At 69.4% G+C, this 11,606-nt stretch carries 11 protein-coding genes and 1 pseudogene; 1 reads left to right on the top strand and 11 read right to left on the bottom strand.

What is annotated here, in order from left to right:
- From ABIA35_RS49155 to ABIA35_RS49125, 7 genes and pseudogenes are all read right to left on the bottom strand, one after another.
- Positions 1-449 (bottom strand): annotated as a pseudogene (locus tag ABIA35_RS49155) (F0F1 ATP synthase subunit alpha); the annotation flags it as partial.
- A gap of 155 nt (positions 450-604) precedes the next feature.
- Positions 605-778 carry a hypothetical protein gene (locus ABIA35_RS49150; protein WP_370362620.1) on the bottom strand — a complete coding sequence of 58 codons (174 nt, stop codon included), beginning with the start codon at positions 776-778 and terminating at the stop codon, positions 605-607.
- Positions 779-1,113: 335 nt separating this feature from the next.
- Positions 1,114-2,490, bottom strand: a complete 1,377-nt coding sequence (locus ABIA35_RS49145; protein ID WP_370362619.1) for a mycothione reductase — start codon at positions 2,488-2,490, stop codon at positions 1,114-1,116.
- Positions 2,491-2,570: 80 nt separating this feature from the next.
- Positions 2,571-2,705 carry a hypothetical protein gene (locus tag ABIA35_RS49140; protein WP_370362618.1) on the bottom strand — a complete coding sequence of 45 codons (135 nt, stop codon included), beginning with the start codon at positions 2,703-2,705 and terminating at the stop codon, positions 2,571-2,573.
- A 12-nt stretch (positions 2,706-2,717) separates the two neighbouring features.
- Positions 2,718-3,008, bottom strand: coding sequence for a hypothetical protein (locus tag ABIA35_RS49135; protein WP_370362617.1), 291 nt, complete (start codon positions 3,006-3,008; stop codon positions 2,718-2,720).
- Between the two features lie 47 nt (positions 3,009-3,055).
- Positions 3,056-4,867, bottom strand: a complete 1,812-nt coding sequence (locus ABIA35_RS49130) for a SpoIIE family protein phosphatase (RefSeq protein ID WP_370362616.1) — start codon at positions 4,865-4,867, stop codon at positions 3,056-3,058.
- A 199-nt stretch (positions 4,868-5,066) separates the two neighbouring features.
- Positions 5,067-5,564 carry a MarR family winged helix-turn-helix transcriptional regulator gene (locus ABIA35_RS49125; RefSeq protein WP_370362615.1) on the bottom strand — a complete coding sequence of 166 codons (498 nt, stop codon included), beginning with the start codon at positions 5,562-5,564 and terminating at the stop codon, positions 5,067-5,069.
- 112 nt (positions 5,565-5,676) lie between these two features.
- Here ABIA35_RS49125 and ABIA35_RS49120 point away from each other — a divergent pair, with 112 nt between their 5' ends.
- Positions 5,677-7,209: an FAD-dependent oxidoreductase gene (locus ABIA35_RS49120; protein ID WP_370362614.1), complete on the top strand. Its 1,533-nt coding sequence runs from the start codon at positions 5,677-5,679 to the stop codon at positions 7,207-7,209.
- Between the two features lie 44 nt (positions 7,210-7,253).
- On the opposite strand, the gene speB is transcribed toward ABIA35_RS49120, so the two are convergent.
- Genes speB through ABIA35_RS49100 form a run of 4 tightly spaced genes read right to left on the bottom strand, consistent with a single transcriptional unit; the run spans position 7,254 to position 11,386 of the window.
- A complete protein-coding gene (gene speB, locus ABIA35_RS49115; RefSeq protein ID WP_370362613.1) occupies positions 7,254-8,228 on the bottom strand; it encodes an agmatinase in 975 nt (324 codons plus the stop codon).
- Between the two features lie 28 nt (positions 8,229-8,256).
- Complete coding sequence (gene menC, locus ABIA35_RS49110) at positions 8,257-9,366, bottom strand: o-succinylbenzoate synthase (protein WP_370362612.1); 1,110 nt, start codon at positions 9,364-9,366, stop codon at positions 8,257-8,259.
- Complete coding sequence (locus ABIA35_RS49105) at positions 9,363-10,295, bottom strand: GNAT family N-acetyltransferase (RefSeq protein ID WP_370362611.1); 933 nt, start codon at positions 10,293-10,295, stop codon at positions 9,363-9,365. The genes menC and ABIA35_RS49105 overlap by 4 nt, the downstream gene beginning before the upstream one ends.
- Positions 10,292-11,386, bottom strand: a complete 1,095-nt coding sequence (locus ABIA35_RS49100; RefSeq protein WP_370362610.1) for a dipeptidase — start codon at positions 11,384-11,386, stop codon at positions 10,292-10,294. Before ABIA35_RS49100 ends, ABIA35_RS49105 begins: the two co-directional genes overlap by 4 nt.
- Between the last annotated feature and the right edge of the window lie 220 nt (positions 11,387-11,606).

Raw genomic sequence — 11,606 nt, 5'->3', positions numbered from 1 at the left:
TCCTTGACCGACTGGCGCGCCATGACACCCGGCGCCTGGAGCTCCAGGATGCGGGTGCCCTCGGCCTCGATCGGGCCCAGGCCGTCGATCGGCTCACCCAGCGGGTTCACCACCCGGCCCATGAACTTGTCACCGACCGGGGTGGACAAGATCTCACCCGTGCGCGTAACGGACTGGCCCTCCGCGATTCGCTCATAGTCGCCGAGCACGACCACGCCGATCTCGCGGACGTCCAGGTTCAGGGCGATGCCCAAGGTGCCGTCCTCGAACTTCAGCAGCTCGTTGGTCATGGCCGAGGGCAGACCCTCGACCTTGGCGATGCCGTCACCGATCACGGTGACCGCCCCGACCTCGTCTGTCGGTGCCGCCGTCGTTTCGTAGGAAGCGACAAAGCGCCCCAACGCCTCCCGGATCTCCTCCGGGCGGATAGTGAGCTCCACAGTGGTCATTCCAGTCCTCTTCGATGTGACGCGAGAAGTTGTTCACCGTTGCCGCTGCCGCAGCTCGTAGTGCTGGAACGCGGCTTCTTCGTCCTCGAAGGGCAGGACGTCGTCGGCGCTGATCGCCGATCGGCGCACAGAAAACACTTGGTGAATGAGGCGGTTCAGCCGTTCTGCACTTCGTCCCGCTGATCGGCGATGTCGATGCGGTTACGCCGACTGTCGGCGATGACGAAACCCAGGGCCAACGCCATCACGATGACAGCGAAGATCCACATGAAATGGACGGCGAAGCCGATCAGACCGCAGAGCAGAGCCACGGAGAGCGCGGTGAGCATGACGGCGTCCGGGCCCCGCTTCTGGCCGAGCAACCGCCGGAGCCGTTCGTCCAGCCTCATCTCCCGGCCGGAGCGGGGCGATCGAGGGGACTGCGGGGGTTGCGGGGACTGCGAGGGTTGCGGGGACGGCGAGGGCCGCGGGGGGACGTCCCGTGCTCGCTTTTCCTTTTCAGGCGTTGTGACCTGGCGATAACCGGTCACGGGAATAGCGCGGGCGCCGATGACGTCACTCGTGTCGGGTCTCATTACGAGACCCCCGATCTCCCTCCGTTCGCGAAGGGACAACAGCTCTACTTGGGCTTAAGGCCAGCATACGCTCCTTTCACCTCGCCACTTCACAAGGCAAGATCGAGCAGAGCGTTCTCCACGAGCTCTGACATCGCGGGGTGGATCCAGTACTGGCCGCGCGCCACGCTGAGGGCGTCCTGCCCCAGACTCATCGCCTGGATCAGCGGCTGGATCAGCACCGACGCCTGCGGGCCGATGATGTGCGCGCCGAGCAGCCGTCCGGTCCGCGGATCGGCGAGGATCTTCGCGAAGCCCTCCGGGTCGTTCATCGCCCAGCCGTAGGCGATCCCCGCGTAATCGCGCCTCCCGACCACGTACGGAACACCGTCGGCCCGGGCCCGCTGTTCGGTCAGCCCGACCGAGGCGATCTGCGGCGAGGTGAACACGGCGTGCGGGACGAACCGGTGGTCGGCCTCGATCGGGAGGTCGGGACGCGCCAGGTTGTGCGCCACCACCCGGGCCTCGTGGTTGGCGACGTGCTTGAGCTGATACTCCGAACTCACGTCGCCGAGGGCGAAGATGCCGGGCACGTTCGTCCGTTGCCGGCGGTCCACCTCGATCCGGCCGTCGGGATGCGTCGCGACACCGGCTGCGGACAGGTTCAGCCGGTCGGCATTGGAGCGCCGTCCGACGGCGACGAGGAGTTCGTCGCCTTCGACGACCTCGGCGCCCCCGGGACCGCGCAGGTGAACCCGTACGGTCGCGCCGTCGCGCTCGACCCTGGTGGCTTGCCTTCGCTCCCGTAGATCCCACTTCCGGCGCGCGAGGTCGCTGAACAGCTGCGAGACGTCCCCGTCCTCCCGGATCAGCATGCCGCCGGATCGGGCGATCACCGTGATGTGCACGCCGAGGGCTGAGAAGACGTGCGCGAACTCCGCCGCGATCGCGCCCGCTCCCAGGATGACCATCCGTTCCGGGAGCTTGTCCAAACGCATGACGGTCTCGTTCGTCAGGAATCCGGCATCCGCAAGACCCGGCACGTCGGGAACGATCGGCCGCGATCCGGCGGCGATGACGAACCGGTCGGCGCTGATCGTCTCACCGCCGACGACCCGCAGCGTCTTCGGGCCGGTGAAGCGGGCCTCCCCTTCGAACAGGGCGAGATCCGGGCCGCCCGCACGGCGGCGGTGCAGCCCCTCGGCCGAATGCCTGTCGACGCGGTCGAAGACACGGCGCCTGATGTCCTGCCAACGCACTGCGGGAGCCGGGACGTCCAGACCGAACGCCTTCGCCTCGCCGGCCATCTCGGCCAGGTCCGCGGTGTACACGAACATCTTCGTCGGGATGCAGCCGACGTTCAGACAGGTGCCGCCGAACCCGACCGCCGCGTCGTCGACGAGCGCGACCTTCCACTCCCGGGGACGGCCCGCCACGACGGAGTCGCCGGATCCGCTGCCGATCACGACCAGATCGAAGTGCCTCATCTCCCCATCATCGCCTCCCGCAGCCGGCTCTAAGGCTCACACCGCCGTGGCACAGCCCTGGCGCCGTCCTCGCTCCCGGGCTAATCGAGCCCGTATTCGAAGGCGGCGTGGATCAGCAGACCGGGGTGCCGCTTGGCGTAGGCCAGGACCGCGTTCAAGGTACCCAGCCCGCCGATCACAGCGCCGCACGCAAGCGCGGCCAACGCGCCCCACATGCCCGCACCGGCCTAGACCGCTGTGCGGAACAACCGCACCACGATGCCGCCGACCAGCAGATAGGCCAGCGCGGCCAGGCCGTAGTCGACGAAGACGGTGAGCTTCGCGCTGTCGAAGGTGAACAAGGACTTGAAGCCCCAGGCCAGTTTGGCGGCCATGTCGCCGACGTCCTTGACGATCGTGGAGGTCGCCGAGGCGTCGGCGAAGACGAGGAGGATGTGCACGATCAGAATCACCGCGATGACGGCGAAGAGTGCTGAGACGAAATGGGCGAAGCCCGATCGTCGGGAGCGTTCGTCCATGGTGGACGCCTTCTCTCGTTGGGCGCGTCACGCTCTCACAGGGAGCGTCACTGCCCCCTCACCATGGCCGGATCGCGCGGTTCCAAACCGCGACGCCCCGGGATGCGCAGAGCGAGCATCGCGATGTCGTCCCGGGGGTCGGGTCCGGCGAAGCGGTCGGCGAGGTCGACGAGAAGTTCGCTCAGTCCGCGCTCTGCGTGTCCGGTGAGCCCCTGCCCTACAGCGTCGATGGCGGCGTACAGGTCGACTCCGGGGCGCTCGACCAATCCGTCGGTGTACAGCAACAGCAGGCTGCCTTGCGACAGGCGGAGCTTCTGCGCCGTACGCCGCACGCCGGTCATGGCGGGATGCAGCAGGCAATTGTGTTCGTCCAGCCGCTGGACGGTGCCGTCCGGCAGGATGACCAGCGGGGGCGGGTGACCGCCGTTGGTCCACGTCAGCTCCCACTCGCCGTTGTCCGGCGTGGGGCAGGGGCGCAAGTGGGCGTGGATGAGAGTACCGCTCGCCTTGAGGTTCAAGGCGAGGTTGGCACGCTCCAGTGCGGCCACCACGTCGTCGGGGCCCTGGCCGGGATGGTCGAGGTCGGCTTGCCGCAGCATGCTGCGGACCTGGCCCATGACCGTGGCGGCGTGCATGTCGTGGCCGGTGATGTCGCCGACCGACACCGCCAGCGTGGCGGGCGCCGCACCACCCGGGTCCCGGGGTTCCGACGAAGGCAGCACATAGGCGTCGTACCAGTCGCCGCCGACCAGGTCCCCGGCCGCCGATGGCCGATACAGGCCGGCCAGCTCCAGGCCCGGCACCACGGGCAGGTCGGTGAGCATCGCCTCCTGTAACATCCGCGCCGCGCTGACCCGGCTGTCCAGGTACAGCGCACGCTCCACCGCACGGGCGGTGAACCCGGCCAGCGCCGTCAGCACAGCCCGCTCCACCACGTCGATCTCGTGGGGCTGGTCCCAGCCCAGCACCAACACGCCCAAGGGCACGGCGGCGGCAGCGCGCAGCGGGACACACACCATGCACGCCAACCCCAGACGTGAGAATGCGTCAGCGGCCTGGGGACTATAGTCGCGCTCCAACTCGGCCAGGCCGTTCACGACAACCGTCCGGTTCGTCCGCGCAGCCTGCGCACTGGGCCAGCCGTCCTCCAGCCGGAAGCGCTCGAAGTCGGCCTCCACCGCCTCGCCGGCGACCGGGTCGATCACCCGTCGCATCCGCTCCCCGGCTTCGGCGAGCACCAAGCCCACATAGGCCGGTTTCAGATCACTGGTGACCAGGTCCCGAAGCTGCTGGCGCACCTGGTCCAGACCGGAGGTGTCGGCGAGCGCGTCCGCGGCGACCAGCAGCAACTGCGAGCGGCCCAAAGTGGTTCGCAGACCCTCGGCCAGCACGTCGGCCCGGCCCCGCGCCACCGCCTCAGCCTCAGCCGTCCGCTCCAGCCGGCCCGAGACGATCCGCAGCCGCAACTCCGCCGAACACGCCGCCGCCAGGTCCTCCAGCAGGTCCAGCTCCCGGCCCGACCACACCCGCGGACGGGTGTCGATCGCGCACAGCGCCCCCAGCACCTGGCCCTCATCATCGGTCAGCGGCCACCCGGCCACCCCGACCACGCCCAGATCCCGGACCACCCCGCTGTCCCGGATGCCGGGATCGACTCGGGCATCCTCAAGCACCACGGGCCCGCCGTCGGCGACCACGAGCCGACCCAGCCCGTGCGACAAGGGCAACCGCCGCTCCGACACCCACGGCTCGCCCAGCCCGATCATCCCGGGCAGGGTTTCCCCATCGGGATCCACCAGCGAGACCAGCCCCACCGGCGCTCCGAGCACCGAGGCCACCAACCGTGCGAACCGGTTCATTCCCGCATCAGGCACTGCCGACAGCCCCGTCCCATGTAGTGCGGCGACCTCCACAAGATCGCCCCGGCCGTTGCCCGGTCCCGCCACAACTCTCCCGAAGCTGCTCTCACCAGGTGTCAAGACCTTTGACACCCTACGAGAATAACCGCCGCTGAAGGCCCGACACAGTCCCACACGGCCCGCCAGTCTCCCGGAATGATCAGAGTTCGTCTTCTGCCAGGGCGCTGTCGCGGGCGACGGCGTCGAGTTGGGCGGTGAGGTCGGTGGTCAGGCGGCCGATCAGGCGCAGGAGTTCGACACGGTCGCCGGCGGGCCAGTCGGTGAGGGCGGCGGCGAACCAGCCGTTGACGACGGTGGTGTAGCGCTCGACGAGCCGCTCGGCGGCGGGGGTGAGGGCGATCAGGCGGGCACGCTGGTCCTCGGGGTCGGGGACGCGCTTGATCATCCTGCGCTTTTCCAGGGTGTTGAGCTGGCGGGTGACGTGGGGCCCGACGACCTGCATGCGGGCGGCGATCTCCCCCACGCGCAGAGGGCTCTTCGCGGCGTCGAGGATGACGAGGATGGTCATGGCGGGGCGGTCCAGGGTCACCTGCGCGGCCTCGGCGGCCTGCTCGTAGAGCGCCCCGCGGTTGAGCAGATTCCTGAGCTGGAGCAGGTGCGGCAGCAGCTGCGCGGTCGCGTCGGCGGTCGGTTCCATGGCCTCTCCCTTGATAGATACCTAGCGTAGGTATACTATCGCCACATCCCCGGTTCCCCACGGCGGCCCTTTCTGCCGCCAAATAAGATACCTAAGGTAGGTAACTAGAATCATGACCGCGCCCACCGCGACCGAGACCACCACCGACGTCCTGATCATCGGCGCCGGCCCCACCGGCCTGGCCCTCGCCTGCGACCTGACCCGCCGCGGCGTGAACTGCCACGTCCTGGAACGGGCCCCGCAGCCGAGCACCGCCTCCCGGGCCAAGACCATCCAGCCGCGCACCCTGGAGGTCGCCGACGACCTCGGCGTGATCGAACACGTCCTCACCCAGGGCCTGACGAACATCCCCACCCGCCACTACGACCGCGACCGGGTGGTCTCCGAAGCCGTGGAACTGGCCGGCGGCGAGTCCACCCCGGACGCCCCCTACCCGCCGGTCTGGCTCTCCCAGCCGAAGTTCGAGCAGATCCTGCGCGACCGCCTGGCCGCACTCGGCGGGACCATCCACGCCGGAGCCGAAGTGACCGCGCTCCAGCAGGACACCGACGGCGTCACCGCCACCGTCGAGACCGCGGCAGGGCAGCACACCATCCACGCCCGCTACGCCGTGGGCGCCGACGGCGGCCGCAGCACCGTACGCACACTGACCGGCATCGAACTGCACGGCACCTCCCTGACCGACCAGCGCTGGCACCTGGGCGACGTGCGAATCAGCGGCCTGTCACGCCACTGCCAGCACCTGTGGACCGGCAAAGACGGCCTGCTGTCCCTGTTCCCGCTGCCCGGCACCGACCTGTGGCAGTTCCAGGCAGCCATCCCCGCCGACGTGGTCGAACCCGAGACACCGTCCCTGGAGCTGTTCCGCCGCATCTTCGCCGACCGCGCCGGCCTGCCCGACGTGCAGATCGAAGACGTCGAATGGCTCTCCCTCTACAAGATCAACGTGGTCCTGGCCGACCGCTACCGGATCGGACGGATCTTCATCGCCGGCGACGCGGCCCACATCCACTCCCCCGCCGGCGGCCAAGGCATGAACACCGGCATCCAGGACGGCTACAACCTCGGCTGGAAACTCGCGGCCGTCCTCACCGGCGCCGACCCCGCCCTGCTCGACACCTACGAGGCCGAGCGCCGCCCCGTCGCCCGCGACGTCCTGGACGACAGCACCGCCCGACTCGGCCAAGTCATGCGCGCCACCGGCCAGAACAACGGACCATCCGCCCAGCAGGGACTGACCGACGAACACACCACCGGCCTGAACATCACCTACCCCGACAGCCCACTGACCCACGGCCCCGGCGCCGGAGGCCGCGCCCCCGACGCCCCCTGCCACGACGCCACCACCGGCCGGCCCACCCGCCTGTTCGACCTCATGCGCGGCCCGCACTGGACCCTGCTCTCCTTCGGAACCACGGCCGCACTTCCGACCCCGCCTCACGGCCTGCGCGCCTTCCAAGTGACGATAGACCCCACCGCCACCGGTCCCGACACCGTGATCGACACCGACGGCCACGCCCGCCGCGCCTACCAGATCACCGACGACGAACTCGTCCTCATCCGCCCCGACGGCTACATCGCCGCCCGCCGCCCGGCCCAAGACCTCGACGCCATACTCGCCCTGCACGCCACACACGGTCTGTGACTCGCCGACCAGCCAACCGGTCAACCGGTCGCCGGGCCATCCGGTCAACCGGTCGCCGACGAAGGAGCCTTGTGCTTGCCGAGGGCGATCAGCGAAATCAGTTCCCAAGCCGCGTGTGCCGCGACGAGGCCGGTGATGTCGGCGTGGTCGTAGGCGGGTGCGACCTCGACGATGTCACACCCGACGATGTTCAGACCCGACAGACCCCTGAGTGTGCCGAAGAGTTCCCGAGTCGTCAGTCCGCCGACTTCCGGAGTCCCGGTGGCAGGGGCATGGGCCGGATCCAATACGTCGATGTCCACGGACACATAGACAGGCCTGTTTCCGAGCCGTCGTCGGATCTGCGCGACGATGTCGCTGATCGACCGGTCCTCGAAGTCTTGACTGTCGATCCGCTCGAACCCCGCTCTCCGGTCTTCGGCCGATTCGCCCGGGTCGTAGACGCCGCCGCGCGTTCCGACGTGCTGGCAATGGTCCAGGTCGATGGTTCCTTCTTCGGCGGCGCGTCTGAACGGCGAGCCGTGCCACACACTCTCGCCATGGCAGGTGTCCCAGGTGTCCAGGTGTGCGTCGAAGTGGAGGACCGCAAGAGGGCCGTGGGCCGCGGCGGCTGCTCTCAGCAGGGGCAGTGCGATCGTGTGATCACCGCCGAGGGCCACGATGCGGGTTCCCGCTTCCGCGAGGTGCCGCGCGGCCGTCTCGGTCTTCGCGACCGCGCGGTGTATGTCGTACGGGCCGATCGCGACATCGCCTGCATCGGCGACTTGTTGGCAGCTGAACGGATAGACATCCAGGAACTGATGACGGGGATGCAGTTGTCGAGAATTCTCGCGAATATGCGCGGGCCCGAATCGGGCCCCGGGCCGAAAGCTCGTGCCGCTGTCGAAGGGAACACCGAGGACGGCCACATCAGCATGGCCGACTTCTTCGAGGCGCGGCAGCAGCGCATACGTCGCAATGCCTCCATAGCGAGGCATCTCGGGGTCGTCGCGCTGTCCGATCGGCGCGGGGTTGCTCATAGAGGGGGTGCTCAGATTCGTTGCGGGCTTATCGGAAATCGATCCAATCTCTGGCCGTGGTGAACTCATCGAGAAGGACAGGATCTGGCGTGACGCCGAGGCCTGGGCCGGTCGGCACGTCCAGGCCGCCGTCGCGCAGGACGAAGGGCTCGGTGATGTCGCGGGCGAAGTAGCGTTCGGAGGCGCTGATGTCGCCGGGGAGGGTGAAGTTCGGCAGGGCCGCCAGCGCGACGTTCGCCGCCCGGCCGATGCCGGTCTCCAGCATGCCGCCGCACCACACCGGCACGCCGTGCGCGGCGCACACGTCGTGCACCCGCCGGGCCTCCAGGTAGCCGCCGACGCGTGCCGGTTTGATGTTGACGATCCGGCAGGCCCGCAGTGCGATGGCGTCGGCGGCCGAGCGGGCCGAGACGATGGACTCGTCCAGGCAGATCGGGGTGCGCACGAGGCGGGCCAGCGCGGCGTGCCCGCGCAGGTCGTCCTCCGGCAGCGGCTGTTCGATCAGCAGCAGGTCGAAGGGGTCCAGGGCGGCCAGGCGCTGGGCGTCGCCGAGGGTGTAGGCGGTGTTGGCGTCGACCTGCAGTAGCAGGGCGTCGCCGAAGGCTTCGCGCACGGCCCGCACCGGCTCCAGGTCCCAGCCCGGCTTGATCTTCAGCTTCACCCGACGGTAGCCGTCGTCGAGGTAGCCTCCGACGGCGTCGACGAGCTCTGCGACACTCGGCATGATCCCCACCGACACGCCGACCGGCACCGAGGTGCGAACGGCGCCGAGGTGGTCGCCGAAGGAAGTGCCGGCCGCGCGCAGTTCGGCGTCCAGGACCGCGGCCTCCACCGCCGCCTTGGCGATCGGATGGCCGTTGAACGGCGCCAGGATCTCGGCCACCAGCGCCGAGGTGACCCGCGGCGCGGCGGCGAGTTTGGGCAGGAAGTAGCGGGTGATCACGTCGTGGGCGCCCTGGGTGTACTCCGAGGAGTACACCGGGTCACTCGTCGCGGTGCATTCGCCCCAGCCGTCGGCTTCCTCGGTGACGACACGGATCAGCAGGACGTCGCGTTCGGTGGCCACGCCGAACGACGTCTCGAACGGGCTGCGCAGCGGCATGGTCAGGCGCCGCAGCTCGACTCCGGAAATCTTCATCGGCGACTCTTCTCCTCGTGTCGTTCCAGCAGGTACCAGCCCGATCGGGTGAAGCCCGTGATGCGGTAATCGCGTCCCATGGCTTCCGTCAGCGCACCGCGTAGCGCGAACCGCCAGCTACGCGCCAGCTCGGGTGCCTCACGCCGCAGGGTCTGGATGGCCGCGGGCGTCGCACACAGCAGAGCACCGCCGAGGTCCGATGGCGGGCCCGGGTCGGGCATCATGCCTGGCGCGATCCCGGAGAGCAGGACCCTGTTGGCGGCGAGCAGAGATTCTTCGTTCCGCGGCTCGATACGCGTACCGTTCGCCGCGACGTCCGCACGCGCCGAGTCGAGTGCCCAGCTCATCAGGATCCGATCGCTGCCCTGCCCCACGTTGACTCCGTCAGGCATGTCGCCGTAGAAGTCGACGAGATAGTCGGTCGCGTCCGCACCGAGTTTGGCCATGTTGAAGTACGCGTTCGCACGCACCAGCGGGTCGAACGTCCAGGTGATGCGGCGCAGGCCGCAGCCCAAGGCCCAGGCGCGCTGGTGGAGCTTGAGCGCGAAGCCGGCGTGCCGGCCATCGGCCTCGGGCAGCATCGCGGTGAGGTGCGAGTGCAGGTGGATGCCGCCTCCCGACTCCCCGTCCGAGGCGAGAAACGCCGTGGCGGCACCGATCATGCGGTCGCCGTTCTTGTCGTCGAAGACGCCGGCGACGTAGCAGCCTTCGTATGCCATCACCCGCAGCAGGCCTGTGGGCATCAGGCTCTGCCCCGGCTCAAGTGCCCAGACCCGGCTGAAGAGCTCAGCGGCCGCACCGTGCTCCTTCGGGCCGGTCAGTTCCCTGATGGTGACCGCCGCGGCGCGGGCGGCCGCCTCGGCCTGGGCGTGCGCCTTGGCGATCAGGGCGGGTGCCGGGGGCATGGGCATCGGCGCTGTGCTGGTCACGCGGCGGCCCCACGGCGGTCGGCGGGCACACCCAGCTCGGCCCGGAACAGGCGCAGCACGTTGCCGCCCAGCGTCGCGGCCACGACCACCTCATCCAGGCCGCGCGCGAGCAGTTCGGCGGTGAGCAGCGGCAGACCGGCGGGTCCGGCCAGACCCGGCAGGGTGGCGAACGGGTCGCAGCCGCCCACCGGCCCGACGTCGACCCCGCCCGGGACCACGTCGAGCAGCATTTCGAGCACGAAGTCCGGGCCGATACCGACATGGGCCGTGCCGGCGACCTTCCCGATGTGCTCGATGTGGTCGACGAGCCGGGAGATCGACGGCTCGTGCGCGTCCACGAACCCCGGGAAGAAGTTCACGCACACCACCCCGCCGCCGTCCGCGATGGCCGCCAGTCGCGCGTCGGTGAGGTTGCGGTGGTGGTCGCACAGGGCACGCGCCGAGGAGTGCGTGGCCATGATCGGCCGGGTCGCCAGCTCCAGGACGTGATCCACACCGGCCGCGCCGAGATGCGAGACGTCGAAGAGCATGCCCAGGCGTTCCATCTCGGCCAGCGCCTCCACCCCGGCGGCGGTCAGCCGGCTGCCCGCGGCGTCCTCCGCCGAGCCGTCAGCCAGCGGCGTGCGGCCGAAGTGCGCCAGCGAGGCGATCCGGACGCCGAGCCGGTACAACGTGGTGAACAGTTCGACATCGGCGTCGATACCGGGCGCGCTTTCCAAGGCCAGGACCAGCGCGATCTTCCCAGCCTCCAGCGCGCGGTCGATGTCAGCGCCGTCCAGGCACAGGCTGACCTCATCGGCGTTGCCCTCGGCGATCCGGTGCGCCGCCTCGATCATGCGCAGTGTCTCGCGCAACGCTCCCTCGGGCCGGAACGTGTCGTCGATGAAGACCGGCAGCACCTGGATGTCCACACCGCCGGCCCGCAGCTGGGGCAGCCACTGCGCGCGGAAGTAGTCAGACCACTTCGCCACCGGCCGTAGGACCACCGAACACAGCAGGTCGTTGTGGGTGTCGGCGACCACCGCACGGTGGTGCAGCTCCAGCGTCGCCGGATCGAGGCGATCGGGCGTGCCGAACGCGGGCATGGTCATGGTGAAGCTCCGTAGCGTTGAGGAAGCGTGGTGGACGTGGTGGACGTGGTGGACAGCCGGCACCGACTCCGGCGTCGGCTTCTGGCCGAGACGGCGCTCAGCGCTGTACCGGAATCAGTGCTCTACCGGGAAGTGGCAGGCCACCTGGTGCGCGTAGCCGGCCGCGGAGAGGGAGCCGATCTGCAGCAGCGGGGGCTCCTGCGTGCGGCAGACTTCCTGC

The sequence above is a fragment of the Catenulispora sp. MAP12-49 genome (assembly GCF_041262705.1).
Lineage (GTDB): Bacteria > Actinomycetota > Actinomycetes > Streptomycetales > Catenulisporaceae > Catenulispora.
The sequence above is the reverse complement of the archived record's forward strand: the minus strand, read 5'-3'. Positions and strand labels throughout refer to the sequence as shown.